Below are 26977 nucleotides of genomic sequence, written 5' to 3'. Positions count from 1 at the left end.
TTACCGGTCAGTTTTGATTGAAGCGGCGAGGGGCACCCCCCTCTGCCCTGCCGGGCATCTCCCCCTCAAGGGGGGAGATCGGCAAGCGGATAGCGCCCCGCTTTATGGAACGAGCGAGTGGGGCATATCGATCTCCCCCCTTGAGGGGGAGATGCCCGGCAGGGCAGAGGGGGTGCCCTCCGCACACTGCCGTCACTTCTCAGATCAAAAAATCTTTGAGAACTGATCGATATTCTTCGCATCATAAACGAATGGATCGGCCATCGCCGCTTCGCTGTTTTCGCCAACCTTGATCTTGCCCATGCGGCCCGCTTCGATTTCCGAGCCCGGCTTGCCGTCGGTTTCGCCCTTCACGAGGCGATAGGCAATCTGGGTGGCGGAGTAACCGAGGTCGATCGGGTTCCAGATGGCGAATTCCTTGGTGGCGCCCGACTTGATGGCGCCGGCCATTTCAGACGGCAGGCCAAGGCCGGTCACATAGACCTGACCGATCTTGCCCGCATCCTTCACGGCCTGCGAGGCGGCGAGAACGCCAACCGTCGTCGGCGCGACGATGACCTTCACATTCGGCTGCGAGGAGAGCAGGCCCTGCGCTTCGCGGTAGCTCTTGTCGGCAAGGTCGTCGCCGTAAACCGTGGTGACGAGGTTGAGGCCGGGGAAATCCTTCAGCTGCTTCTTCATCTCGTCGATCCAGATATTCTGGTTCGTGGAGGTGGTGGTGGCTGAAAGAATGGCGAAATCGCCCTTGCCGCCTTCCAGATGCGATGCGGCGAGCTGCAGGCACATCTTGCCGATCAGCGCGTTGGATGACGGATTGAGCTGAAGAATACGGCCTTCAGGTGCGACGCCCGAATCCCAGGAGATGACCTTGATGCCGCGCTGGGTCGCCTTCTTAAGCACCGGAACCACGGCATCGGGGTCGTTGGCGGAAATGGCGATGGCGTCGACGCCCTGCGCGATCAGCGAATTGATGACTTCGATCTGGCCTTCCGCCGTTGTGCTGGTCGGGCCGGTATAGATGATCTCGACGCCGCCGAGGTCCTTTGCGGCCTCCTGCGCGCCCTTGTTGGCGGCTTCGAAAAAGCCGTTGCCGAGCGATTTGACCACCAGTGCGATCTTTACATCGGCGGCCTGGGCAACGCTGCCCAGTCCTGCGACGGAGAGCGCCGCGCTGAGCGCGAGAGCGCTCGTCAATGTTCTGCGTGTAAGTTTCATGTCCCTTTTCCTCCCGTTTTGAACCTTTTCCTCCCTCCGGTGCTCCTCAGGCGACCGAAGAAGAATCCTCTTCATCCGGAGGGGCGGCTGTCTTGCCATCCCTCACCGCGCCGACGACCAGCAATTCGACGCCGGCATCTTCCACCATCCTCGCCGCCTCATCGGAAATCCCGTCATCGGTGATGATGGTCGAGACATTTTCGAGCGGGCATAAGATGAGGCTGGATCGCTTTCTGAATTTCGAAGAATCGACCATCACGATCAGCTCTTCCGCCTGCCGCATCAGCTTCTGCTCGCTCTGGATAACCAGCGCGTCGGATTCCATGATGCCGAGCGCGCCCACGCCTTGCGCACCAAGAAAAATCCGCCGCGCATAAAAATTGCGGATCGCATCATTCTCGAAAGGCGACAGGATAAGGCTCTGATCCCGATAGATCGCGCCACCCGGCACGCTGACATTGCACTTGGAATGCTTGACCAGATGCTCCGCAATTGCGAAAGAATTGGTCATCACCTGCAACCGTCGCGCCGCCATGTAATGCACCATCTGGAATGTGGTCGTGCCGCCATTCAAAATGATCGCATCGCCATCGTTGCAGAGATCGACCGCCTTGCGCGCAATTGCGCGTTTCTTGTCGATATTGACCGATTCGGACACGCGGAACGGCCTTGCGGCCAGATTGCCGAGCTGCGGCGGATGCACCGCTTCGGCTCCGCCACGCACGCGCCGCAACTTGCCCTGAACATGCAGGGACGCGATATCCCTGCGGATCGTCGCTTCCGACGCATCCGTCAGTTCGGCAATATCCTGCACCGTCACGACAGCTTTTTCCTGTGTGGCGCTCAAGATGATGCGATGGCGTTCGCGTTCGTGCATGGGGTCCTCCTGATTGTGATTATTCGCAATCTCTTTACGTTGTCAATCAAGAACGATCAAATTATTCAATATCGCGCTGCAACATGAAAATTTATGATCGTTTTTGATTGACATTGTGCTTTTGGATGCGCGATACCTGCCGTCAAAGGAGGCGGGCCGATATCGGTTCCGCGAATGCAGACATATCTGGCCAGATTGATAGGGAGGAAGACATGACGGGAAAATCCCGCCTTCTCGAAAGCCGTTGGGACGACGCCTATGCCAAAACGCTCGATGAGCCGGGCAAGCTGCTTTACCGCTCCAATCTGCTGGGTGCAGACAAGCGCATCACCAATTACGGCGGCGGAAACACCTCCGCGAAAGTGCTCGAAACCGATCCGCTGACCGGCGAAAAGGTTCGCGTCATGTGGGTGAAAGGGTCCGGCGGCGATGTCGGCACCATCAAGCTCGATGGTTTTGCGACGCTCTATCTCGACAAGCTGGAAGCGCTGAAGGGCATTTACAAGGGTGTCGCGGATGAAGACCGCATGGTCGGCTTTCTGCCGCATTGCACCTTCAACCTCAACCCGCGCGCCGCCTCCATCGATACGCCTCTGCACGGTTTCGTGCCTTATGAGCATGTCGATCACATGCATCCTGATGCGATCATCGCCGTCGCCGCTTCGAAGAATTCGAAAGAATTGACGCAGCAGATTTTCGGCGAGGAGATCGGCTGGTTGCCCTGGCGTCGTCCCGGTTTCCAGCTCGGTCTCGATCTGGAGGCTTTCGTCAAGGCCAACCCCAGAGCCAAGGGCGTTGTGCTGGAAAGCCACGGCCTGTTCACGTGGGATAATGACGCCAAGGCGTGTTACGAACTGACGCTCGCCATCATCAACAAGGCGATTGAATGGTTTGCCGCTAAGTCCGAAGGCAAGACGATTTTCGGCGGTGCTGTTGCCAAGAGCCTTCCGGTTGCCGAACGCCGCGCCATTGCTGCCCGACTGATGCCGGAAATCCGCGGTCGCATCGGTCATGAGGAGCGCAAGCTCGGCCATTTCGACGATCAGGATGCGGTTCTCGAATTCGTCAACTCCAAGGATTTGAAACCGCTCGGAAATCTCGGCACATCCTGCCCGGATCATTTCCTGCGCACGAAAATCCGCCCGCTGATCCTCGATCTCGATACGGCAAATCCCGATGTGGATGCGTTGACGGCCGGTCTCAACAAGGCGCTAGAGGCCTATCGCGCTGACTACAGCCGCTATTATGAGGCCTGCCGTCACGACAATTCGCCAAAGATGCGCGACCCTAACCCGGTTATCTTTCTGATCCCCGGCGTCGGCATGTTGTCCTTCGCCAAGGACAAGGCCACCGCCCGCATTGCCGGCGAATTTTACGTCAACGCCATCAATGTCATGCGTGGTGCTTCCACCGTGTCCGAATATCAGGGCCTTCCCGAACAGGAAGCCTTCGACATCGAATATTGGCTGCTGGAAGAGGCGAAGCTTCAGCGCATGCCGAAGCCGAAAAGCCTTGCCGGCCGCGTGGCTTTCGTTACCGGTGGCGCCGGCGGCATCGGCCGGGCGACGGCGGAAAGGCTGGCGGCCGAGGGTGCCTGCGTTGTGCTCGCCGACATAGATGAGGCCGCACTTGAAGCCGCCAAGGGCGATTTCGTCAAGCGTTACAGCGCGGATGCGGTGCGCAGCGTGAAGCTGGATGTGACGAAGGAAGATGCTGTCATTTCGGCCTTTGCGGAAGCGAGCGTGGAATTCGGCGGCGTGGATATTCTCGTCTCCAATGCCGGTATTGCTTCCTCCGCACCGGTGGAAGACACCACGCTTGCCATGTGGAACAAGAATATCGACATTCTCGCTACGGGTTATTTCCTCGTTTCGCGCGAAGCGTTCCGTCTGCTGCGGCGTCAGAATCTCGGCGGCAACGTGGTGTTCGTCGCCTCGAAAAACGGTCTTGCCTCTTCGCCCAATGCGTCGGCCTATTGCACGGCCAAGGCTGCGGAAATCCATCTTGCCCGTTGCCTTGCTCTCGAGGGAGCGGAGGCGGGCATTCGCGTCAATACCGTCAATCCCGATGCCGTGTTGCGCGGTTCGAAGATCTGGAACGGCGAATGGCGCGAGCAGCGCGCGGCCTCGTCCAAGATCGAGGTGACCGATCTGGAGGAACATTATCGCAAGCGCTCGATGCTGAAGCTCAACGTGTTCCCGGAAGACATCGCCGAGGCGATCTACTTCCTGGCGTCCGACGCTTCCGCCAAATCGACCGGCAACATCATCAACGTCGATGCCGGCAACGCGCAGAGCTTCACACGATAGGATGTTCGGCACGTTCTAACTTCCGTCATTCCGGCCTTGTGCCGGAATCCAGCCAGCCCAAGTCCTTGGGCTGAAAAGACTCTCTCCGCCGCACAGACGTGCGTCGACTGGATTCCGGCTCAAGGCCGGAATGACGGAAGTGAGCGGGATGAACTAACATGCACTGGACCGATTCCGGGGAGGAAGAGATGGCCGAGACGAAAATCGCCGTTGATGTGATTGCGGCAGAAAACGATAAGTGCGCCGCCGCGCTGAAGGATGATTATGACGCGCTGGGCAACCAGCTTGCGCGCCGCAATATCGATATCGATGCCATCACCGCCAAAGTTGCGGAATTCTTCGTCGCAGTCCCATCCTGGGGCGTAGGCACCGGCGGCACCCGTTTTGCCCGTTTTCCGGGTGCGGGTGAGCCGCGCGGCATTTTTGACAAGCTGGACGATTGCGCCGTCATCAACCAGCTGACGCGTGCGACGCCGAATGTTTCCCTGCATATTCCATGGGACAAACAGGACCCGAAGCGCTTGAAGGCTCACGCCGACGCGCTCGGTCTCGGTTTCGACGCCATGAATTCGAACACCTTCTCGGATGCGCCGGATCAGAGCCATTCCTACAAATACGGTTCGCTTAGCCACACGGATGCCGCAACGCGCCAGCAGGCTGTCGAACACAACATCGAATGTATCGAGATCGGTAAAGCCATCGGTTCCAAGGCGCTGACGGTGTGGGTGGGCGATGGTTCCAACTTCCCGGGCCAAAGCAACTTCACCAGAAGTTTCGAGCGTTATCTCGCCGCCATGGCCGATATCTACAAGGCGCTGCCGGATGACTGGCGCATTTTTTCCGAACACAAGATGTTCGAACCGGCCTTCTATTCCACCGTCGTGCAGGATTGGGGCACCAACTACCTCATCGCCAATACACTCGGCGAAAAGGCCTTCTGCCTCGTTGATCTCGGCCACCATGCGCCGAACACCAATATCGAGATGATCGTCGCCCGGCTCATCCAGTTCGGCAAGCTTGGCGGTTTCCACTTCAACGACAGCAAATATGGCGATGACGATCTGGATGCCGGCTCAATCGAGCCTTACCGCCTGTTCCTCGTCTTCAACGAGCTGGTGGATGCCGAATATCGCGGCGTGAAGGGGTTCCATCCCGCCCATATGATCGACCAGTCGCACAATGTGACGGACCCGATCGAAAGCCTGATCTCCAGCGCCAACGAAATTCGCCGCGCCTATGCGCAGGCGCTTCTGGTCGATCGTGCGGCTCTGGACGGTTACCAGCAGGACAATGATGCGCTGATGGCATCCGATACGCTGAAACGGGCCTATCGCACGGATGTCGAGCCGGTTCTCGCCAGGGCGCGGCAACTGGCGGGCGGTGCGATTGATCCGATTGCGACCTACCGGGCGAGCGGTCATCGCCGCCATGTTGCGGCGGAACGCCCGGCTTCGGTGGGCGGCAGCGGCGGGATTGTATAGTCGTTAGCTTTGCTGGATGTGCAATGCCTGTGGTCAGGCCGAGTATACTGCTGAGAGCTGATAGCATCGCCTCAACCTTTCCACCGTCATCCTCGGGCCTGACCCGAGGATCCACAACCCCACGCCATGGATCCTCGGGTCAAGCCCGAGGATGACGTCGAGTTTTTGGCGAGGCGTTGTTCCATCAGCACGGCTCACTCACTCTGAAGGCGCTTGTCGACGAACCTGAAACGTATGCTCCGGCCCCGGAAACGCGCCGGAGCGCACCTCATCGGCGTAACTTGCCGCTGCCTCAGAAACGGTCGCCCCCAGATCGGCGAAACGCTTTACGAATTTCGGTTTGAAATCGGTGAAGAGGCCGAGCATGTCGTCGGAAACCAGCACCTGCCCGTCACAGGCGGGCGATGCGCCGATGCCGACCGTAGGCGCGGCGAGTTTTTCTGTCAGTTCGCGGGCAAGCGGCTCGACGGTGCCTTCCACGACGATGGCGAAGGCGCCTGCCTGATCAACCGCAATCGCATCGCGCCAGATTTTCTGCGTTTCGGCATCCGAATGCCCGAGAGAGCGGAAGCCACCGGCGGTGTGGACCAGTTGCGGCATCAGCCCGACATGGCCGAAGACCGGAATACCGCGCGCCACGAGGAAGGCGATCGTCTCGGCCATTTCCTCGCCGCCTTCCAGCTTCACGCCATCACAGCCGGTCTCCTGCATCAGCCGCACGGCGTTGCGGAACGCCTGCTCCTTCGATTCCTGATAGGTGCCGAAGGGAAGATCGACGATGACGCAGGCGTGGTCGACGCCGCGCATGACCGCGCGGCCATGGGCGATCATCATATCCAGCGTGACGCCGACCGTCGTGTCCATGCCGTAAAGCACCATGCCGAGGGAATCGCCGACCAGCAGCAGGTCGCAATGCGGATCGAGCAGGCGGGCAATCGGCGTTGTATAAGCGGTCAGGCAAACGATGCGCGCACCGCCTTTCATCTGCCGGATGGAGGCCGTCGTCAGCCGCTTTTGTTTCCCGTGCGTGCTCATGATGCAGCCTCCTGTTTGCCGGTTTTATCACGTCCGATGACGCGGTTGTCGAGAAGGCGGGTGCTGCCCACCCGCACGAACAGCGCCACCAGCACAGGCCCCGCCTGCAGCGAAGCGACGGGAGCCAACGTATCCGGATCGCGCACCGCCACGACTTCGGGCGACGCCAGCGTCTCGGCGGCGATGAATTTTTCTATTGCCGCTTCGAAAGTGGCCGGGTCGTCGCAGCCGTCATGATACAGCCGCTGCGCCTCATCGAGTGCGTGCGGCACGATCACGGCGGCGGCGCGTTCCTCAGGGCTCAGATAGACATTGCGCGAGGAGCAGGCGAGCCCATCCGCCTCACGCACGGTGGCGACCGGGACGACGCGGACCGGCTGGGCGAGATCTTCGACCATGCGGCGGATCAGCGTTACCTGCTGGTAGTCCTTTTCGCCGAAATAGGCGGCATCCGGCTGCACGAGATTAAAAAGCTTGGTCACGACGGTCGTCACACCGGCGAAATGCCCAGGCCGTACCGCACCTTCCAGCTGGCTCCCCAGTTCTGGCACATCCACCACCGTCTGCATCGGGCGCGGATACATCTCGGTAACCTCGGGTGCGAAAAGAATATCGACGCCTGCCTCTTTCAGCAATGCGCTGTCGCGAGCGAGATCGCGGGGGTAACGGGCGAGGTCTTCATTCGCACCGAATTGTAGCGGATTGACGAAGATCGAGACCACCGTGATGTCGTTTTCCGCCTTCGCTTTGGCAACGAGTGTCAGATGACCAATATGGAGAAAACCCATGGTCGGCACGAAGCCGACGGTCTTGCCATCGCGGCGAAATGTGGCGGTCAGGCCGCGCAATTCGGCGACGGTTTTTACAAGGCGCATGGGCTTTCCTCCGGCTCCCCGATCGCCCTCCGGCGAAAGGTGCTGGATAGAACTCGATTTGCCGAACGGGGTCAACGCGGCTGCGGGCATTATATCGATTAAGACCCTGAGCGGTGGTTCAGGACCCGTCAGCCCAGATCGGCGGGTGTTTCCCGGCGAAGGCGTCTCTGCCTTCGCGTGCCTCGTCGCTGCTGCTGATCTTCGCGATGACGCTTTCGGCAAAGGCGAGCCGCTCGCTGGCCGGCATGTCGCGCATTGCCAGCAGCGCTGCCTTTCCGGCTGCGATTGCGCCCGGCGCGTTCTGCCGCAAGCGGGAAAGGACCTCCTCGATCACGCCATCGAGTTCGGCGGATGGCACCGTGCGGTTGATAAGGCCAATGCGTTCGGCTTCTGCGGCAGTGATCGATTGCCCGAGATAAGCCATTTCGTGCAGACGGCTCAGCGGTATTTTGGCCAGAAGTGTCGCCGCCACCATGGCCGGGAAAAGCCCGACCCGCACTTCCGGCAGGCCGAATTGCGTTTGATCGGCGGCATAAGCGAGATCACAGGCGGCGACAAGGCCGAGTCCGCCCGCCAGCACGCGCCCGTTGATGCGGGCAATGACGATCTTGCCGCAGGTCTCGATGGCGCGTATCACATCGGCGATGGGGTTTGTTCCGTCTCGCGAACGGAACATGCCGCCGGCGCTTTCCTTCAGGTCTGCACCAGAACAGAAGCTGCGGTCGCCCGCGGCCGTTATGACCACGGCACGAAGGCTGCCATCGCTGGAGGCCGTCCGGATCGCATGCGTCAAGGCGTCCGTCATCGCAGCGTTCATGGCGTTGTGGACGTCCGGTCGGTTGAGCGTGAGCCACAGAACGTCTTTTCGCTTTTCGCTCAACAGCTCATCCGCCATGCGCATCATCCTCCCTTTTTGCGGCAAGCAGCGCTTTGCCGGCGCGGGCTGCATTTGCCCTGCCGAGATGGCGGCTGATCCAGTCCCCGGTTCTCGCCACCGCCATCAGGTCGATGCCGGTTTTAATACCAAGTCCGTGCAGCAGATAGACAACGTCTTCGGTAGCGACATTGCCGCTGGCGCCCGGCGCAAAGGGGCAACCGCCCAGCCCGGCGACGGAGCTGTCGAAAACGGAGATGCCTTCCTCAAGCGAGGCCAGCACATTGGCGACGCCCTGGCCATAGGTGTCGTGGAAATGCATGGCGAGTTTTTCGCGCGGGATTCGCGTCGAAATATGTTCGATGAGCTTGCGGATCTGGCCGGCCGTGCCGACGCCGATCGTATCGCCGAGCGAAATTTCGTAACAGCCGAGAGCGACTAGCGCCTCGGCCATCGCCGCCACATCATCGGGCGCAACCGCGCCGTCATAGGGGCAACCGGCGATGCAGGAGACGTAACCGCGCATACGGACATCGCGGTCGGTGGCGGCCTCCGCGACATCGCGCAGTCGCTCGAGGCTTTCCGCGCGCGAGCAGGCGATATTGTGCTGGCTGAAACCTTCGGAGGCGGACACGAAAACGGCGATCTCCGTCACGCCGGTCTCGATGGCCGCCTCGAAACCTTTCATATTGGGAACGAGGGCCGGATAGGTGGTGCCGCGCCGGCGTTTGAGGCCCTGCAAAACATCCCTCGAACCGGCCATCTGCGGAACTTTTTTGGGTGAAACGAAAGCTCCCGTCTCCACCGCCGTCAGTCCCGCCGCCGCCAGCCGCTCGATCAACTCGATTCTGATGGCGGTGGAAACCTCGCCACTTTCGTTTTGCAGGCCATCGCGTGCACCCACCTCGACGATCTTGACGGTTTGGGGCCAAGCCATGTCACGCGCCCTCCGGCTCGAAATCCACCAGCACCGCACCGGCCTCGACCATATCGCCTTCGGCGCAATTGATGGCGCTGACAGTACCTTTTGCCGGTGCGCGGATCGTGTGCTCCATTTTCATCGCCTCCATCACCACAAGCGCCTCACCGGCGGAGACGGTCGCGCCGTTCTCGCTCAGTATGGCGCGGATGACACCGGGCATGGGCGCTTCCAGACCACCGGCATGGGTGGCGGCATCAGCGATGTCGACGGGGTCTGGCTGGCTGACACGATATTGCTCGCCATCCAGAAACAGTGCGGGGCCGTTATCGCTGGCGAAGAAATGGCCCCGCTTTTGCCAGCCATCGATAGTCGCACTGAGTGTGCCGTCTTGTGAGATGCTGCCATGAGCGCGGATGGCCCGCGTGCCGATTGCCAGCGAAAAACCGTCTGGCTCATGCGTAACGTTGACCTCGGTCGGCTGTTGATCGAGGGCAAAACGCAGGGTTTCCCGCGCCGGCGCGTTGAGGCGGAAAGCGTTCGTCTTGTTCCACGGGCTATAGGGATCGGCCTGTGGCCCAGGCCCGTTTCGGCCTGAAAGGAGCAGGCCAAGCGTGGCGAGAGCGATTTCGTTGTCCCCCGTGGCTCCGGGGGCAAAAAGCGTGGCCTCGTTGCGGGAAATGAAGCCGGTATCGAGATCGGCATCTGCAAACGCATCCAGTCCCGCAAGCCGCGTCAGAAAGGCGGCATTGCTGGTGACGCCGCAGATCGCCAGTTTTTCGAGTGCAAGCCGCAGACGCCGCACGGCCGAGGGGCGATCGTGATCCCAGACGATCAGCTTGGCGATCATCGGGTCGTAATGCACGGTAATGGCGTCGCAGGCGCGAATGCCGCTGTCTATCCTGAGATGAGGTCCTTCGTCGGGAAAGACGAGATGGTCGATCGTGCCGATTGACGGCAGAAAATCATGCGCCGGGTCTTCCGCGTAAATCCGCGCTTCGATGGCATGGCCGTTGATGCGCAGATTGCCCCAGTCTTCCGGCAGGGTTTCACCGTTCGCGACACGGATCTGCCATTCCACCAGATCGAGCCCGGTAATATATTCCGTGACCGGATGTTCGACCTGCAGCCTTGTGTTCATTTCCATGAAATAGAACTCGCCGGAAGGGTCGAGCAGGAATTCCACCGTTCCCGCGCCGCGATAATCAATGGCGCGGGCGGCGGCGACCGCCGCGTCATACATGCGTTGCCTGAGCGTATCGGGCAGGCCGGGGGCCGGGGCCTCCTCTATGACTTTCTGGTGCCGGCGCTGGATGGAGCAATCGCGCTCGAAAAGCGAAACACAATTGCCTTGGCCATCGGCAAAGACCTGCACTTCCACATGACGCGGCCGTTCCAGATATTTTTCGATCAGCATGCGGTCGTTGCCGAAGGCGGCAAGCGCTTCGCGTTTGGCGCCGGTAAGTTCGGCTGCGAATTCGCGTTTCTTGCGCACGATGCGCATGCCCTTGCCGCCGCCGCCGGCCGAGGCCTTGATCAGCACCGGATAGCCTATGCCTTTGGCTTCGTCGGCAAGCCGCTCCTCCGCCTGGTCCTCACCATGATAGCCCGGAACGACGGGAACGCCCGCTTGCGCCATCAGCGCCTTCGCCTCGCTTTTTCCGCCCATGGCGCGGATGGCATCGGGCGTCGGGCCGATGAAAACGAGACCTGCGGAAGCGCAGGCTTCGGCGAAACCGGCGTTTTCAGAGAGGAAGCCGTAACCCGGATGAATGGCCTCTGCGCCGCTCGCGTGCGCGGCGGCAATGATCTTTTCCGCGTCGAGATAGGACGAGCGCGCCGGCGCAGGGCCGATGCCAATGGCCTCGTCGGCCAGCGCCACATGCATGGCGTCGCGGTCGGCGTCCGAATAGACCGCGACGGTGCGGATGCCCATCCTGGCGGCGGTGCGGATGATCCGGCAGGCGATTTCGCCGCGATTGGCGATCAGTATTTTTGAGAACATGGTCGCCTCACATCCTGAATATGCCGAAACGGGTGGTTTCAATCGGCGCGTTCAACGCGGCCGACAGTCCAAGACCAAGTACGAGGCGGGTGTCCTTCGGATCGATGATGCCATCGTCCCAAAGTCTCGCGCTGGCGTAATAGGGATGTCCCTCCCGCTCGTATTTTTCCCGGATCGGCTGTTTGAACGCCTCTTCCCCTTCCTTGGACCAGTGGCGGCCATCGGCCTCGATGCCGTCCCGCCGGATTTGCGCCAGAACGGATGCCGCCTGTTCGCCGCCCATTACGGAAATGCGGGCATTCGGCCACATCCACAAAAAGCGCGGCGAATAGGCGCGGCCGCACATGCCGTAATTGCCGGCGCCGAAGGAGCCGCCGATGATGACGGTGAATTTCGGCACTTTAGCCGATGCGACGGCGGTCACGAGCTTTGCGCCATCCTTGGCGATGCCGCCCGCCTCATAGGCTTTGCCGACCATGAAGCCGGTAATATTTTGCAGGAAAACCAGGGGAATGCCGCGCTGGCAGCAGAGCTCGATGAAATGCGCGCCTTTCAGCGCCGATTCCGAAAACAGAATGCCGTTATTGGCGATGATGCCGACGGGATAACCGTGGATATGGGCAAAGCCGCAGACCAGCGTCGTGCCGTAAAGCGCCTTGAACTCATCGAATTCGGAACCATCCACCAGACGCGCGATGATCTCGCGCACCTCGAAAGGCTTGCGCGTATCGGCGGGCACGATGCCGTAAAGTTCTTCCGGCGGATAAAGCGGCTCCGTTGGCGGGCGGATATCCAGCTCCACCTGTTTGCGGCGGTTGAGGGTGGAAACGATCCGCCGGGTCAGCGACAGCGCGTGGCGGTCGTCATGAGCGTAGTGATCGGTAACGCCGGACTGTCGAGAATGTACATCCGCGCCGCCAAGTTCTTCCGCGCTCACCACCTCGCCGGTCGCGGCCTTAACCAGCGGCGGGCCGCCGAGGAAGATCGTGCCCTGATTTTTGACGATCACGGACTGGTCGCTCATGGCAGGCACATAGGCCCCGCCCGCCGTGCAGCTGCCCATCACCACGGCAATCTGGGCGATGCCTTCCGCCGACATATTGGCCTGATTGTAGAAGATGCGGCCGAAATGATCGCGGTCGGGAAACACCTCGTCCTGATTGGGCAGGTTGGCACCACCGGAATCCACCAGATAGATGCAGGGCAGGCGATTCTCCGTGGCGATTTCCTGCGCGCGCAGGTGTTTCTTGACGGTCAGTGGATAATAGGTGCCGCCTTTTACCGTCGCATCATTGGCGACGATGACGCACTCACGACCCGAGACCCGGCCGATGCCGGTGACGATGCCGGCGGCGGGAACGGGTTCGTCATAGACCTCATAAGCTGCGAATTGCGAAAATTCGAGAAATGGGCTGCCGGGATCGAGAAGCGCCTCGATCCGGTCCCGCGCGAGCAACTTGCCGCGTGAGAGATGCCGTTCGCGTGCCTTGTCGCCGCCGCCCCTAGAAATTTTTTCGACGTGCTGCCGCAGGTCATCCACCAGCCCCGACATGAAGGTGGCGTTGTCGGAAAAGGTGGGGTCGCGGTTCAGACTGGATGTAAGCTTCATCGCGTTCCTCACCCGTTGCCTTTGACCAGTTCGCGGCCGATCAGCATCCGGCGGATTTCGCTGGTGCCTGCGCCGATTTCATAAAGCTTGGCATCCCTGAGCAGTCGCCCGGCCGGGCTTTCATTGACATAACCGGAACCACCGAGAAGCTGGATCGCATCCAGCGCCACCTGCGTAGCGCGCTCGGCGGCAAAGAGGATCGCGCCCGCCGCATCCTGTCGTGTGATGCGGCCGTTGTCGCAGGCCCGCGCCACGGCATAGACATAGGCGCGCGACGCATTCATGGCCGAATAGATATCGGCAAGCTTTCCCTGCACCAGCTGGAATTCGCCAATCGGCTTGCCGAATTGCTTGCGCTCACGCGCATAGGGCAACACCAGATCGATAGCTGCCTGCATGATGCCAACAGGGCCGGCGGCCAACACGGCGCGCTCGTAATCCAGCCCGCTCATCAGCACCGTCACGCCGTCGTTCAAGCGCCCGAGAATGTTCTCCTCCGGCACCTCGCAATCCTCAAACACCAGCTCCGAGGTTGGCGAGCCGCGCATGCCGAGCTTGTCGAGTTTCTGCGCGGGGCGAAAACCCTTGAAGCCTTTTTCGATCAGGAAGGCCGTGATGCCGCGTGGGCCGGCAGACATATCCGTCTTGGCATAGACAACCAGCGTATCCGCCTCGTGGCCGTTGGTGATCCACATCTTCGTGCCGTTCAACACATAAACGTCACCCTTGCGTTCCGCCTTCAGCTTCATCGAGACAACATCCGATCCGGCTTCCGTCTCGCTCATGGCGAGCGAACCGACATATTCGCCGGAAACGAGCTTCGGTAGATATCTGCGTTTTTGCTCTTGCGTTCCCCAGCGGTGAATCTGGTTGATGCACAGGTTGGAATGGGCGCCATAGGAAAGGCCGATGGAAGCCGATGCCCGGCTTATCTCCTCCATTGCCACGCAATGGGCGAGATAGCCCATGTCAGCACCGCCGTACTCTTCCGAAACGGTGATGCCGTGCAGGCCGAGTTCGCCCATCTGCGGCCAGAGCTTGCGCGGAAACCGGTCGTCGCGATCGATTTCGGCGGCGAGTGGCGCTATTTCATCGTCGGCGAATGCACTTGCGCTGTCGCGCAATGCTGCGATTTCCGGGCCGAGATCGGCGTCGAAAATGGCGGCGAGGTTCAAACTCATCGCGTCTCCTCCTCCGGACGGCCGTTTGTCTCCGTCCCTCTCATCAGCGGCCAGCACCTCCTCCGTGCTGGCAACCCTCATTTATGGCGCGTCACCCCCGGTGAAGGCGGCGGAACGGCGCACGAATGTCTTGATGGCGAAATTGGACTGGATGCGCGACACGCCGGGAACCGTGGTCAGGAAATCCAGAAGCTGCTGATAATGCGGTAGATCCCGCACCATGGCATGAATGAGATAATCGGAACTGCCGCTCGTCTGGTAGCCGCCCACCACTTCCGGAATGGAAGCGACATGGTGCTCGAAGGTCGTCAGCGCTTCCTTGATCTGCCGTTCCAGCGTGACGGAAATGAAGACGCCCATATTGCCGAGCAGCCGGTTCTCATCGAACACGGCGGTATAACCGCGAATGATGCCTTCCTCTTCCAGCTTGCGCACGCGGCGCAGCGTCGGCGTGAAGGAGAGGCCGATCCGGGCCGCCAGATCGCGCCAGCTCACCCGCCCGTCATCGCCGAGCACATGAAGAATCTTCTGGTCGAAACTGTCGAGCTCAATCATGGATCATTTGCTCTATGATATGACTAATTGTTGGATCAAAGATATCGTCAATCAAAAAACTGTCAATCAAAATAGCTTTGAAATGAATTCGAGATAGTGATAGCGTTCACCTAGAACGATGGGCCGCTCTAGGTTTTGCTTGGCATCGGATTATCCGAAAAGCGCGGCACACTTTTCGGTCCGATGCTCTTGTCGCAGTCTGGAGGAGATTGCGATGACGGTCGTTCTCTCGGTGGGAGGATGGCCAAGGGAGGTGAATTTGGCTGTGCATGACCCTGTCGTTATCGTCGGGGCCGCCCGTACTGCTATGGGTGGGTTCCAAGGCGAATTCAAATCGGTGGCCGCGCCCGATCTCGGTGCGGCGGCGATCCGCGCGGCCGTCGAACGGGCCGTAATTTCACCCGCTGATATTGACGATGTGCTGATGGGCTGCGTGCTCTCGGCCGGGCAGGGGCAGGCTCCGGCGAGACAGGCGGCCATTGCCGCCGGCATTCCCAACTCGGTTGGCGCGACGACCATCAACAAGATGTGCGGCTCAGGCATGAAGGCGATCATGCTGGCGCATGACCAGCTTGCCGCGGGAAGCTCTTCCATCGTGCTTGCGGGCGGTATGGAAAGCATGAGCAACGCGCCCTATCTGCTGGATCGCGCCCGCAATGGCTATCGTCTCGGCCACGGCAAGCTCACCGACCACATGTTTCTCGACGGTCTCGAAGACGCCTATGAAAAGGGCAGGCTGATGGGGACTTTCGCGGAAGATTGCGCGCAAGACTACCAATTTACCCGCGCCATGCAGGATGACTTTGCGCTTGCCTCACTGGAGCGCGCTCGTCGCGCCATAGCGGAAGGTGCGTTCGAAGCGGAGATAGCGTCCGTCGGCGATATTGCCGTGGACGAGCAGCCAGGCAAGGCGCGGCCGGAAAAAATACCGCAGCTGAAGCCCGCATTTCGTGACGGCGGAACGGTGACGGCGGCGAATTCCAGTTCTATCTCCGACGGTGCGGCCGCTCTTGTTCTCATGCGTCGCTCCGAAGCAGAAAGGCGGGGTCTTTCACCGCTGGCAACCATTATCGGTCAGGCCTCCTATGCGGATGCACCCGCCGGATATCCCACGGCTCCCATCGGCGCGATGAAAAAGCTGTTCGAAAAAACCGGCTGGTCGGCAAAGGATGTCGATCTGTTCGAAATCAACGAGGCTTTCGCGGTTGTGGCGATGGCGGCGATGCGCGATCTGGATCTGCCGCATGAGAAGGTGAATGTGCATGGCGGCGCCTGCGCACTCGGCCATCCCATCGGGGCTTCAGGCGCGCGGATCGTCGTCACCTTGCTTGCGGCCTTACAGCGTCATGGGCTGAAGCGCGGCGTGGCCGCCGTCTGCATCGGCGGCGGCGAAGCGACGGCGCTTGCTGTCGAGCGGCACTGAAGGGAGGCGGTGATGATCCTGAATGACGCCCAACAGCAGATCAGGGACATGGCCCGCGATTTTGCCCGTGAGCGGCTCGCCCCCGGTGCTGGCGCGCGCGACCGGGAAAGCCGGTTTCCGAAAGACGAGCTGAAAGAAATGGGTGAACTCGGCTTTCTCGGCATGCTGGTCTCTGAGGATTATGGCGGGTCGGAAACCGGTGCCGTGGCCTATGCCCTGGCGCTGGAGGAGATCGCCGCCGGTGACGGCGCCTGTTCCACCATCATGAGCGTTCACAATTCGGTCGGTTGCGTGCCTATCCTCAAATTCGGGACCGAAGACCAGAAACAGCGCTTCCTGCCGAAATTGTCTTCCGGCGAGTGGATCGGCGGCTTTGCCTTGACCGAACCGCAGGCCGGGTCTGACGCCTCTAATCTGAAAACACGCGCCCGGCGAGACGGCGACCGATACATTCTGGATGGCGCGAAACAGTTCATAACATCAGGCAAAAATGGCGATGTCGTCATCGTTTTTGCCGTCACCGATGCGGCAGCGGGCAAGAAGGGCATCACGGCCTTCATCGTGCCGACCGATACGCCGGGTTACGAGGTAATCAGGGTCGAGGAAAAACTCGGCCTGCATTCGTCCGATACCTGCCAGATCGCTTTCACCGACATGGCGGTCCCGGCAGAAATGCGGCTGGGCGAAGAGGGGCAGGGTTATCGCATCGCGCTCGCCAATCTGGAAGGCGGACGCATCGGCATTGCCGCGCAGGCCGTCGGCATGGCGCAGGCCGCCTTCGAGGCGGCGCGGGATTATGCCCGGGAGCGCAAGGCCTTCGGACAGGCAATCATCGAGCATCAGGCGGTGGCGTTTCGCCTCGCGGACATGGCGACGCGCATTGAGGCGGCGCGGCAGCTGGTGCTGCATGCAGCGGCGCTGAAGGAAGCGGGTGAGCCCTGCCTTTCTGAAGCCTCGATGGCAAAACTCTTCGCGTCCGAAATGGCCGAGCGCGTCTGCTCGGACGCCATCCAGATTCACGGCGGTTACGGTTACATGGCGGATTATCCGGTGGAGCGGATCTATCGCGATGTGCGCATCTGCCAGATTTACGAGGGAACCAGCGATGTCCAGCGCATGGTCATCGCGCGAAACCTCTGAAAATTGTTTCGTCGTCTGGAGGAGATGGCGATGGGAGGAGTAGAATGGATATTACCGAAACCACGCATCTCAGCCTGCATGTGCCGGAGCCCGCGGTGCGGCCCGGCGACCAGCCGGATTTCTCCAATGTGAAAATACCCAATGCCGGCTCCGTGCCGCGCCCGGAGGTGGATGCCGCGCCCGAAAGCATGCGCGATCTCGCCTATTCCATCATTCGCGTCCTCAACCACCAGGGCGAGGCCGTCGGGCCATGGGCAGGGCTGCTCTCGGACGAGGAATTGCTGGTGGGCCTTAGAAACATGATGCGGCTTCGCGCTTTCGATGCCCGCATGCTGATGGCGCAACGGCAGGGCAAAACCTCCTTTTACATGCAGCATCTGGGCGAGGAGGCGGTCAGCTGCGCCTTCCGCAAGGCGCTTTCCAAAGGCGACATGAATTTCCCGACTTACCGGCAGGCGGGTCTCTTGATCGCCGACGACTATCCGCTCGTCACCATGATGAACCAGATCTATTCCAACGAGCTGGACCCGCTGCATGGGCGGCAAATGCCGGTTCTCCATTCCTCGAAGGAGCACGGCTTCTTCACCGTGTCCGGCAACCTTGCCACGCAATATGTGCAGGCGGTCGGATGGGCGATGGCCTCGGCCATCAAGGGCGATACGAAAATCGCGGCCGCCTGGATCGGCGACGGCTCGACGGCGGAATCGGATTTCCATTCCGCGCTCGTCTTTGCCTCCACCTACAAGGCGCCGGTGATCCTCAACATCGTCAACAACCAATGGGCCATTTCCACTTTTCAGGGCATTGCGCGCGGCGGTTCCGGCACCTTTGCGGCGCGTGGACTTGGTTTCGGCATTCCCGCACTTCGGGTCGACGGCAATGATTATCTCGCCGTCTATGCCGTGGCGCGATGGGCGGTGGAGCGCGCACGCCGCAATCTCGGCCCGACGCTGATCGAATATGTGACCTACCGCGTCGGCGCACATTCCACCTCCGACGATCCGAGCGCCTATCGTCCCAAGACCGAATCCGAGGCCTGGCCGCTGGGCGACCCGGTTTTGAGACTGAAGAAGCACCTCATCCTGCGTGGTTTCTGGTCCGAGGAGCGGCACCGGCAGGCGGAAGCGGAAATCGCCGATGAGGTGATCGAGGCGCAGCGCGAGGCGGAAAGCCACGGCACGCTGCATGCGGGCGGCAAGCCGCCGACCAAGGATATTTTCGAGGGCGTATATGCCGAGATGCCGCCGCATCTCGTCCGTCAACGCCAGAAAGCCGGGTACTGACATGACGAGAATGACGATGATCGAAGCCGTCCGCAGCGCCATGGATGTATCCATGGAGCGCAACGACGATGTGGTGGTGTTCGGCGAGGACGTGGGTTATTTCGGCGGGGTCTTCCGCGCCACGCAGGGGCTGCAGGGAAAATATGGCAAGACGCGCTGTTTCGACGCGCCCATCAGCGAATCCGGCATTGTCGGCACCGCCATCGGCATGGCCGCTTATGGCTTGCGCCCCTGTGTCGAAATCCAGTTCGCCGATTACATGTATCCCGCCTACGACCAGATCACCCAGGAAGCGGCCCGCATTCGCTATCGCTCCAATGGCGATTTCACCTGCCCCATCGTTCTCAGAATGCCCACTGGTGGCGGCATTTTCGGCGGGCAGACCCATAGCCAGAGCCCCGAGGCGCTTTTTACCCATGTCTGCGGGCTGAAGGTGGTGGTCCCCTCCAACCCTTACGATGCCAAGGGGCTGCTGATCGCGTCGATCGAAGACCCGGATCCGGTGATGTTCCTGGAGCCGAAGCGACTTTACAACGGTCCTTTCGACGGCCATCACGACCGACCGGTAACGCCCTGGTCGAAGCATGACATGGGCGAGGTGCCGGAAGGCCACTACACCATTCCGATCGGCAAGGCGGAAATCCGCCGCGCCGGGCAGGATGTCACCGTCATCACCTACGGCACCATGGTGCATGTGGCGCTGGCGGCGGCGGAAGAGACCGGTGTGGATGCCGAGATCATTGATCTTCGCAGCCTGCTGCCGCTTGACCTCGACACCATCGTGAAGTCCGTTTCCAAGACCGGCCGCTGTGTCATGGTGCATGAGGCGACGCTCACTTCCGGCTTTGGCGCGGAAGTCGTGTCGCTGGTGCAGGAACATTGCTTTTATCATCTCGAGGCTCCCGTCGTCCGCGTTGCCGGTTGGGATACGCCTTACCCCCATGCGCAGGAATGGGACTATTTTCCGGGACCTGCCCGTGTCGGGCGCGCCCTCGTCGAAGTCATGGAGGCCTGAAGATGGCGGAATTTGTTCTCACTATGCCCGATGTCGGTGAAGGTGTGGCGGAAGCCGAACTGGTGGAATGGAACATCAAGCCCGGTGATCCCGTGCATGAGGACATGGTGCTGGCTGCCGTGATGACCGACAAGGCGACTGTCGAAATCCCCTCACCGGTTGCTGGCATCGTCACATGGCTGGCGGCGGAAGTGGGGGACACGGTGGCGGTGAAGGCGCCGCTTGTGCGTATCGAAACCGATGTGGCTGCTGCCGCTCCGGCCGGGGATGTGGCGGAACCGGAAGCGCAATCCGACATGACGGAAGAGCCGCCAGCAGCTGAAATCCAGCCGGCCCGTGAAATCGACGATGCACCGCCGTCTCCGGAGGTCGAACACCATAAACCTCTGGCGTCCCCTGCCGTGCGCCAGCGCGCCGACGATCTCGATATCGATCTCGCACAGGTGCGGGGAACGGGGCCGGACGGGCACATCACCCACGCCGATCTCGATACGTTTCTCACCGCAAGGTCTCAGCCTGAACGTCCCGTGGTGCCGAGGGCGCCGCGCGATAGCGCCGTAGAAGAGGTGAAGGTGACGGGGCTGAGGCGCAGGATCGCCGAAAAGATGACGCTGTCCGTCTCCCGTATTCCCCACATCACCTATGTCGAGGAAATCGACGTGACCGATCTGGAGGATTTGCGAACCACCATGAACGCCAACCGACGTTCCGGACAGCCGAAGCTGACGATCCTGCCGTTCCTCATGCGCGGGCTTGTGAAAACGGTCGCGGATCATCCCGGCATGAATGCAACCTTCGATGACGAAAAAGGGGTCGTCAGCCATTATGAAGCGGTTCATATCGGCATCGCCACGCAGACGCCGGCGGGATTGACGGTACCGGTCGTTCGCCACACGGAAGCGCTCGGCCTTTGGGAATGCGCAGAGGAAGTGGCCCGCGTTGCCGAGGCGGCCCGCACCGGCACGGCGCAGCGCGACGAGCTGACGGGCTCCACCATCACTATCAGTTCGCTCGGCGCATTGGGCGGTGTCGTGTCAACGCCCATCATCAACCATCCCGAGGTGGCGATCATCGGCGTCAACAAGATCATGACGAGGCCGGTCTGGGATGGCAGCCGTTTCGTGCCGCGCAAGATGATGAACCTTTCCTCCAGCTTCGATCACCGGGTTGTCGACGGCTGGGATGCCGCCGTCTTCATCCAGGCCCTCAAGGCGCTGCTGGAAAAGCCGGCGCTGATCTTCATCGATTGAAAGGCGACTCGCGACCGATCCATCACACCCCCCTCATTCCTGTGCTCGTCACAGGAATCCAGTCAGCCCAAGTCTTTGGGCTGAAACGACTCTTCCCGCCACGCAGATGCGTGTCGGCTGGATTCCTTCGACGAGCAGAGGAATGAGGGGGAGCGAGCATCGAGCAAATGATCGTCGTTTTTGAGGGGGTCGTTTTCGACCTTCACGGAACTGTTTCGGTGTCGGTATAGGCTTGCGTTCGCGATCTTCGGGTATAGAAGAGAAAGAACGAGAAGCCGTGTTTTCTCATCATGATCATAGTGGCGGACGGGGGCGCTCCGGTGCCCAGCGCTTCGCTGTTCGTCGGCAACCGAATGAAGAAGAAGGTCCTTTCATGAGCATTCCCAAACCTGTTGTCCTGACTATTCTCGATGGCTGGGGGCTAAGCGAGGACAAATCCAGCAATGCGCCGGTGCTGGCGAACACGCCCACCATGGATCGGCTTTTTGCCACCTGCCCGAATGCGACGCTAACCACCTTCGGCCCGAATGTCGGCCTGCCGAGCGGCCAGATGGGCAATTCCGAAGTCGGGCACACCAATATCGGTGCGGGCCGCATCGTCGCCATGGATCTCGGCCAGATCGATCTGGCAATCGAGGATGGCAGCTTTTTCCAGAATGCCGAGATGCTCGATTTCGCCGCCAAGGTGAAGGCGGCAGGCGGCGTGGCGCACCTGATGTGTGTCATCTCGGACGGCGGCGTTCATGGCCACATCGTCCACGGTCAGGCGGCGGTGAAGCTGGTGACCGATCTGGGGCTGAAGGTCGTCGTACATGCCATCACCGATGGACGCGATGTCGCGCCGCAATCGGCGGAAGGTTTCGTCACCGCTTTTTCGCAGAGCCTGCCCGAAGGCGCCAGCATCGGCACGGTAATCGGCCGTTATTACGCGATGGACCGCGACAATCGCTGGGAACGCGTTGAAAAAGCCTATGACGCCATGGTTCTCGGCAAGGGCGAGCATGCGCCGGACGCGGTGAGCGCTGTGGCCGCAAGCTACAAAAACAACGTCACCGATGAATTCATCCTGCCGACGGTGATCGGCGACTATCAAGGGTTCAAGGCCGGTGATGGCCTCTTCTGCCTGAATTTCCGCGCCGACCGCGCCCGCGAAATCCTGCTCGCCATCGGCGCGGATGATTTCGACGGGTTCGCGCGCGAAAAGCCCGTGCTTTCGGCCTTGCTTGGTATGGTGGAATATTCCACCCGCCACAGTGCCTTCATGACGACGGCTTACCCCAAGCGCGATATCGTCAACACGCTGGGCGCCTGGGTGGCCAAGAAAGGCCTGCGGCAGTTCCGGCTGGCCGAGACGGAAAAATATCCGCACGTCACCTTCTTCCTGAATGGCGGCAAGGAAGAGCCGGAAGTGGGCGAAGACCGCTTCATGCCCAAGTCTCCGAAGGTTGCGACCTATGACCTGCAGCCGGAAATGAGCGCGCCGGAAGTGACGGAGAAATTCGTCGAGGCGATCGGCAAAGGTTACGACCTCATCGTCACCAATTATGCCAATCCGGACATGGTGGGCCATACCGGTGATCTGCAGGCCGCAATCAAGGCCTGTGAAGCCGTGGATCGTGGGCTTGCCGCCGTCGTTGCGGCACTGGACAAGGTGGGTGGCGCCATGCTGGTGATTGCCGACCACGGCAATTGCGAAACCATGGTGGATCCGGTGACCGGTGGCCCGCACACGGCGCACACAACCAATCCGGTGCCGGTGATCCTGTATGGCGGACCGGAAGGTGCAAAGCTGCATAACGGTATTCTCGCTGATGTCGCTCCGACCCTGCTGCAACTGATGAACGTGCCGTTGCCGGCGGAAATGACGGGCAAGAGCCTGATCGACCTGTAATAGGGCGCGCCTGCGCGGGAGTTTTTCGCTTCCGCGCAGGCCGTTTCATGCGCATCGAATTAAGAGGCCTATCGCTGTTTGGCGTAGATGCGGTCGTGGATGAGCATGCCGGTAATCATCGCCGCCACGAAGAGCATGACCGGTAGTAATCCCAGAGCAAAGGCCGAGATTGCAGGGCCGGGGCAAAAGCCCGCAAGCCCCCAGCCTGTGCCAAAAATAGCCGAACCCACGACCAGCGGCCTGTCGATGCGCGTTTTCGAGGGAAGGCTGAAATCTTCCCCGAGGACGGGTTTGGCAAGGAAACGGCGTAGCTGAACGCCCGGTACCGCGACCAGGAGCGCGCCGCCGAGAACGAACATCAGGCTCGGATCCCAATGGCCGCTCGCCACGTCTAGAAAACCTGACACGCGGGCCGGATCGATCATGCCGGAGAGGGAAAGGCCGAAGCCGAACAGCGCCCCTGCCGCGAGTGCCAGCGCGACACGCGCAATGACCGGATTTTTCATGAGAGGGCTCCCGTTATCGTCGCAGCGAGCATGCCGGTGATCAGGAACGTTACGGTCGCGACGATGGAGCGCCGGGAAAATCGCGCCAGCCCCATGATGCCGTGGCCGGAAGTGCAGCCGGAGCCCATGCGTGTGCCGAAACCCACCAGCAGACCGGCAACGAGGATCAGCGGCCACGGTGTGGTTATGGTAAGGGCGGGAAATTGGCCGGATGCGGTGGCATAAAGATAAGGCCCGGCCAGCAGGCCGGCAACAAATGCCAGATCAGTAAAATGCCGCTCTCTTCCAAGCACATTGCCCATGATGCCGCTGATACCGGCAATGCGGCCGTTAAAGAGAAACAGGAGGATGCTTGCAAGACCAAGCAGCATGCCGCCGAAAAGGGAGGGCCAATAGGGCGTCACGGGTTTTCCTCCGGCGCACAGAAAATCGCATAAAGAGCCTCGATCAGCTGCGCTGCCTTTTCCTCCGTCAGCCGGTAAAAGATTTGTTTGGCGTCACGCCGGGTCTCGACGATGCCGGCTTCCCGCAAGACTCCGAGCTGCTGGGAAAGCGTCGGTTGGCGAATGTCCAGCTTGGTCTCCAGTTCGCCAACGGAAAACTCTCCCTGCGCCAGCGTGCAGGCGAGCATCAGCCGCGCCGGATGGGCGAGTGTCTTCAAAAGTATCGCAACCTCGACGGCACGTTCCTCCATTTCGGGAAGGGGGATTTCGGTGATGTGCAGAGGCTGTTTCAGCGTGTTTTGCTTCACCATGTGCTGCCCTCCAGCACATCGAGCGGGAATTTCAGATAACGCTTGCCGTCAGCCTCCGGCTCCGGCAGGCGGCCGCCGCGAATATTGACCTGCAGGGCGTGCAGAATGAGCTTCGGCATTGGCAGGGTGCGATCCCGGGCCTCGCGCAGCTGGATGAAGCCTTCTGCCGTCATGCCGGCCAGATGCGGATTGCTGCGCTTCTGTTCGCCAACCGTGCTTTCCCATTTCGGGGCGCGGCCACCGGGCTGGTAATCATGGCCGGTGAAAAGCCGCGTTTCGTCTGGGAGGGCGAGAATGTTCTGGATGGAGGCCCAGAGTTCTCTGGCGCTTCCGCCGGGAAAATCGGCCCGCGCCGTGCCAGAATCGGGCATGAACAGCGTATCGTGCACGAAGGCGGCGTCCCCCACCACATAAGTAACGGAGGCCAGCGTGTGCCCGGGTGAAAACAGCACGCGCGCTTCAAGCGAACCGATGCTGAAACGCTCTTCCGCTTCAAACAGCCGGTCCCATTGCGAGCCATCGGTCTCAAGGTCGGGCCAGTTGTATTTCTCCTGCCAGAGTTTCTGTACGCCGCTGATTCTGGCGCCGATAGCCGTTTTCGCGCCGGTTTTTTGGCTGAGATAGTGGGCGGCGGAAAAATGGTCGGCATGGGGATGCGTATCGAGAATCCACTCCACCGTCAGGTTCTGTTCTTTCACATAGTCCAGAATGGCTTCGGCATTCATCGTTCCGGTCGCGCCGGATTTTTCGTCGAAGTCATAGACGGGATCGATGATGGCGCAGCGTCCGGTCGAAGGATCCGAAACGATATATTGTACGCTCGATGTACGCGGATCGAAGAAAGCCTTCACATGCGGCTTTGCCACAGCCCGCCGCTCCAGCCAGCGAACGGCGCCGGAAAGGTCGAAGCCATGTTCCTTGCCGAAAGCGCCGATCTCGGATGGCTCCATGCGCCCGTCCAGCGTTTCGCCGAGAACGTAGAGCGTGAGTGCACGGGTGCCGCCCTTGCAATGGGCGAATATCGGGCCCTTGGCTTCGGCCATCGTCTGTTGGAAAGCACGAATATCGGCCTCTGTCATTGTCGGGCCGCTGACCGGAATGAAACTATAGGCCAGACCCGCCGCGCCGGCGGCGCTTCGTTCATGCGCATTGCCCGGCTGGCCGGGCTCTTCGCCATCCGGTCGGGCATTGATGATGGTTTTGTATCCTTGAGCGGAGAGCGATGGAAAGTCGGTGATCTCCGGCTGGCCTGCGACTGTCAGACGTTCGTTGATCCTGACGGCGTTCATCGGCATCTCCTGTTGTTCTAACTTAATATACGTTATTGTATAATGTATATTGAATGGCCGCAAGAGGCGCATTTCATCGGAAATGCCTATCGGAAAACACACCCCATGCCCGACGCTGTGCGGGCATGGGGTGTGTTTGCCTGAAGCCGGTTTGCCTGAAGCCGGTTTGCGTGGCGGCTGGTCTCAGGCGACGAGCCTGCGGCGTGTCGCCTTCCAGCCGAGACAGATCGCCGCGATGAACAGAACCGTCTGGGCGACGAGAAACGGTGGCTCGTTGCCGTTCGGCGCCAGGGCGTTCAGCGTTTCGACTTTGAGGAACGCCTGAACGATCAGCACGAACATGTTCAGATAGAGGCCCATCGTGGCGGTGATCGTATAAATGATGCGCGCCCTGCCATTGAGACCGTATCCATAGAGCGCCACCAGCGCGATCGCCAGAATGGCGGTCGAAATGATGCCGACGCCGAGTGCAGGCGTGAAGTTGCCGATCGGAAACAGAAAGCCGGTGAGCGTGGTGGCGAGCGTCGTGACGAGAAAAAGCGCCATCATGCGCGGCATCCACCGCCCCGCCGCATAAGCCGGCAGGGCGATCAGTCCGGTTGCGATGCCGATGAAGCTTAAGGCAACGTGCAATGCAGTGAATTGGGGAATGGTCAGTCCGAGGATCATGATGCGTCTCCCTCTATTCGGTTTGAGTTGCACGATACCGGCTGGCGGCAAGTGCATGCGACAGATTGGGCCTCAATGCCGCGCGGGCGGCAAGGAAATTTTCAAGATCGGCCGTATCAGGCAGGGAAGGAATGGTCAGAACCTCGCCGAGATCCAGACCGGCCAGGGCCGCATCCACCATCTCGTAAACATCCATGACCATGGCGGCCGGAATGGCGTCCAGCCGTTCCTCTTCCCAGATCGCCGTGCGGGTGATGCCGGGCAGGACGCCCTGAACCCGCACACCGGAAGGCGAAAGCTGCGCATGCATCGCTTCGGTGAAGGCGAGCACGAAGGCCTTGGTCGCCGGATAGACGGCGGTAAAGGCCTCAGGCATCAGCGCCGTGACCGAGGTGATGTTGATGATCGTGCCCTTTCCATCGGCGGCAAGGCGCGGTGCGATGGCCGCCGCAAGCCGGGTGACGGCGAGAATGTTGAGGTTGATCATCGTCGTCACATAGGCCGGCTCCAGCGCCGTTATCGCGCCTTCACCGGCAATGCCGGCATTGTTGACGAGGCCGGTAATCTGCCGGTCCTCACGCAGCCGTACCTCTACCTTTTCGAGGTCTTCCGCCCTGGAAAGATCGGCGGAGAGAACCTCGACTGCGATGTGATGATCCTTTTCCAGCTGTGCTGCCAGAGCCTTCAGCTTTTCGGCACGCCTTGCCACGAGAATGAGATCATGGCCGCGTTTTGCCAGACGTTCGGCATAGACCGCGCCAATGCCATCGGATGCGCCGGTGATGAGAAATGTATTCCGTGTCATGTCCGTGTCTCCTGTAT

The 26977-nt window shown here is 60.7% G+C and carries 24 protein-coding genes; 8 read left to right on the top strand and 16 right to left on the bottom strand.

The genetic code is table 11. From position 1 onward, the window contains the following. Nucleotides 1-204: 204 nt before the first annotated feature. Together rhaS and JZY08_RS18000 are read right to left on the bottom strand one after the other, a co-directional pair. Complete coding sequence (gene rhaS, locus JZY08_RS18005) at nucleotides 205-1215, bottom strand: rhamnose ABC transporter substrate-binding protein (RefSeq protein WP_216332961.1); 1011 nt, start codon at nucleotides 1213-1215, stop codon at nucleotides 205-207. Nucleotides 1216-1261: 46 nt separating this feature from the next. Continuing rightward, on the bottom strand, nucleotides 1262-2092 hold the full coding sequence (locus JZY08_RS18000) for a DeoR/GlpR family DNA-binding transcription regulator (protein ID WP_003522575.1): 831 nt from the start codon (nucleotides 2090-2092) through the stop codon (nucleotides 1262-1264). A 212-nt stretch (nucleotides 2093-2304) separates the two neighbouring features. Between JZY08_RS18000 and JZY08_RS17995 the strand changes: the two genes are divergently transcribed. Together JZY08_RS17995 and rhaI are read left to right on the top strand one after the other, a co-directional pair. Continuing rightward, nucleotides 2305-4401, top strand: coding sequence for a bifunctional rhamnulose-1-phosphate aldolase/short-chain dehydrogenase (locus tag JZY08_RS17995; RefSeq protein WP_216332959.1), 2097 nt, complete (start codon nucleotides 2305-2307; stop codon nucleotides 4399-4401). 188 nt (nucleotides 4402-4589) lie between these two features. Beyond that, nucleotides 4590-5882 (top strand): L-rhamnose catabolism isomerase, encoded by a 1293-nt coding sequence (gene rhaI, locus JZY08_RS17990; RefSeq protein WP_216332958.1) that lies wholly within the window; start codon nucleotides 4590-4592, stop codon nucleotides 5880-5882. Nucleotides 5883-6080: 198 nt separating this feature from the next. On the opposite strand, the gene panB is transcribed toward rhaI, so the two are convergent. The 8 genes from panB to JZY08_RS17950 all read right to left on the bottom strand — a co-directional run bounded on the left by panB (nucleotide 6081) and on the right by JZY08_RS17950 (nucleotide 14935). Beyond that, nucleotides 6081-6917, bottom strand: a complete 837-nt coding sequence (panB, locus tag JZY08_RS17985; protein WP_216332956.1) for a 3-methyl-2-oxobutanoate hydroxymethyltransferase — start codon at nucleotides 6915-6917, stop codon at nucleotides 6081-6083. Then, the gene (gene panC / locus JZY08_RS17980; RefSeq protein ID WP_216332955.1) at nucleotides 6914-7792 is read right to left on the bottom strand and encodes a pantoate--beta-alanine ligase; all 879 of its coding nucleotides are present in this window, start codon (nucleotides 7790-7792) and stop codon (nucleotides 6914-6916) included. The genes panB and panC overlap by 4 nt, the downstream gene beginning before the upstream one ends. A gap of 118 nt (nucleotides 7793-7910) precedes the next feature. Next, nucleotides 7911-8687, bottom strand: a complete 777-nt coding sequence (locus tag JZY08_RS17975; protein WP_216332954.1) for an enoyl-CoA hydratase-related protein — start codon at nucleotides 8685-8687, stop codon at nucleotides 7911-7913. After that, nucleotides 8677-9603, bottom strand: coding sequence for a hydroxymethylglutaryl-CoA lyase (locus JZY08_RS17970; protein ID WP_216332953.1), 927 nt, complete (start codon nucleotides 9601-9603; stop codon nucleotides 8677-8679). The genes JZY08_RS17975 and JZY08_RS17970 overlap by 11 nt, the downstream gene beginning before the upstream one ends. Before the next feature lies 1 nt (nucleotide 9604). After that, the gene (locus JZY08_RS17965; RefSeq protein ID WP_216332952.1) at nucleotides 9605-11590 is read right to left on the bottom strand and encodes an acetyl/propionyl/methylcrotonyl-CoA carboxylase subunit alpha; all 1986 of its coding nucleotides are present in this window, start codon (nucleotides 11588-11590) and stop codon (nucleotides 9605-9607) included. A gap of 7 nt (nucleotides 11591-11597) precedes the next feature. Beyond that, the gene (locus JZY08_RS17960; protein WP_216332951.1) at nucleotides 11598-13199 is read right to left on the bottom strand and encodes a carboxyl transferase domain-containing protein; all 1602 of its coding nucleotides are present in this window, start codon (nucleotides 13197-13199) and stop codon (nucleotides 11598-11600) included. A gap of 8 nt (nucleotides 13200-13207) precedes the next feature. Further along, entirely contained in the window at nucleotides 13208-14380 is a 1173-nt protein-coding gene (locus tag JZY08_RS17955; protein ID WP_216332950.1) for an isovaleryl-CoA dehydrogenase, read from the bottom strand. 81 nt (nucleotides 14381-14461) lie between these two features. After that, nucleotides 14462-14935 (bottom strand): Lrp/AsnC family transcriptional regulator, encoded by a 474-nt coding sequence (locus tag JZY08_RS17950; RefSeq protein WP_003500312.1) that lies wholly within the window; start codon nucleotides 14933-14935, stop codon nucleotides 14462-14464. A 307-nt stretch (nucleotides 14936-15242) separates the two neighbouring features. Between JZY08_RS17950 and JZY08_RS17945 the strand changes: the two genes are divergently transcribed. From JZY08_RS17945 to gpmI, 6 genes are all read left to right on the top strand, one after another. Continuing rightward, nucleotides 15243-16358 carry an acetyl-CoA C-acyltransferase gene (locus tag JZY08_RS17945; RefSeq protein WP_253204167.1) on the top strand — a complete coding sequence of 372 codons (1116 nt, stop codon included), beginning with the start codon at nucleotides 15243-15245 and terminating at the stop codon, nucleotides 16356-16358. Between the two features lie 12 nt (nucleotides 16359-16370). Beyond that, nucleotides 16371-17498: an acyl-CoA dehydrogenase family protein gene (locus JZY08_RS17940; protein WP_216332948.1), complete on the top strand. Its 1128-nt coding sequence runs from the start codon at nucleotides 16371-16373 to the stop codon at nucleotides 17496-17498. 44 nt (nucleotides 17499-17542) lie between these two features. Continuing rightward, entirely contained in the window at nucleotides 17543-18781 is a 1239-nt protein-coding gene (locus JZY08_RS17935; RefSeq protein WP_253204135.1) for a 3-methyl-2-oxobutanoate dehydrogenase (2-methylpropanoyl-transferring) subunit alpha, read from the top strand. A gap of 1 nt (nucleotide 18782) precedes the next feature. Further along, entirely contained in the window at nucleotides 18783-19796 is a 1014-nt protein-coding gene (locus JZY08_RS17930) for an alpha-ketoacid dehydrogenase subunit beta (RefSeq protein WP_137039023.1), read from the top strand. Between the two features lie 2 nt (nucleotides 19797-19798). Further along, on the top strand, nucleotides 19799-21046 hold the full coding sequence (locus tag JZY08_RS17925; RefSeq protein WP_216332947.1) for a dihydrolipoamide acetyltransferase family protein: 1248 nt from the start codon (nucleotides 19799-19801) through the stop codon (nucleotides 21044-21046). A 373-nt stretch (nucleotides 21047-21419) separates the two neighbouring features. Then, nucleotides 21420-22937 carry a 2,3-bisphosphoglycerate-independent phosphoglycerate mutase gene (gpmI, locus tag JZY08_RS17920; protein WP_216332946.1) on the top strand — a complete coding sequence of 506 codons (1518 nt, stop codon included), beginning with the start codon at nucleotides 21420-21422 and terminating at the stop codon, nucleotides 22935-22937. A gap of 68 nt (nucleotides 22938-23005) precedes the next feature. Here the strand turns inward: gpmI and JZY08_RS17915 are convergent, their stop codons facing one another. The 6 genes from JZY08_RS17915 to JZY08_RS17890 all read right to left on the bottom strand — a co-directional run bounded on the left by JZY08_RS17915 (nucleotide 23006) and on the right by JZY08_RS17890 (nucleotide 26960). Beyond that, nucleotides 23006-23443 (bottom strand): YeeE/YedE family protein, encoded by a 438-nt coding sequence (locus tag JZY08_RS17915; protein WP_137039020.1) that lies wholly within the window; start codon nucleotides 23441-23443, stop codon nucleotides 23006-23008. Beyond that, nucleotides 23440-23847: a YeeE/YedE family protein gene (locus JZY08_RS17910; protein WP_216332945.1), complete on the bottom strand. Its 408-nt coding sequence runs from the start codon at nucleotides 23845-23847 to the stop codon at nucleotides 23440-23442. Before JZY08_RS17910 ends, JZY08_RS17915 begins: the two co-directional genes overlap by 4 nt. Beyond that, nucleotides 23844-24197: a sulfite-sensing transcriptional repressor BigR gene (gene bigR, locus JZY08_RS17905; protein WP_137039018.1), complete on the bottom strand. Its 354-nt coding sequence runs from the start codon at nucleotides 24195-24197 to the stop codon at nucleotides 23844-23846. Before bigR ends, JZY08_RS17910 begins: the two co-directional genes overlap by 4 nt. Then, nucleotides 24191-25486: a bifunctional sulfur transferase/dioxygenase Blh gene (gene blh, locus JZY08_RS17900; RefSeq protein ID WP_216332944.1), complete on the bottom strand. Its 1296-nt coding sequence runs from the start codon at nucleotides 25484-25486 to the stop codon at nucleotides 24191-24193. The genes bigR and blh overlap by 7 nt, the downstream gene beginning before the upstream one ends. A 183-nt stretch (nucleotides 25487-25669) precedes the next feature. Continuing rightward, nucleotides 25670-26155 carry a hypothetical protein gene (locus JZY08_RS17895; RefSeq protein WP_216332943.1) on the bottom strand — a complete coding sequence of 162 codons (486 nt, stop codon included), beginning with the start codon at nucleotides 26153-26155 and terminating at the stop codon, nucleotides 25670-25672. 13 nt (nucleotides 26156-26168) lie between these two features. Further along, complete coding sequence (locus tag JZY08_RS17890) at nucleotides 26169-26960, bottom strand: SDR family oxidoreductase (protein WP_216332942.1); 792 nt, start codon at nucleotides 26958-26960, stop codon at nucleotides 26169-26171. Between the last annotated feature and the right edge of the window lie 17 nt (nucleotides 26961-26977).

Source organism: Rhizobium sp. X9 (assembly GCF_018873185.1).
GTDB classification, from domain to species: domain Bacteria; phylum Pseudomonadota; class Alphaproteobacteria; order Rhizobiales; family Rhizobiaceae; genus Agrobacterium; species Agrobacterium oryzihabitans.
The sequence above is the reverse complement of the archived record's forward strand: the minus strand, read 5'-3'. Positions and strand labels throughout refer to the sequence as shown.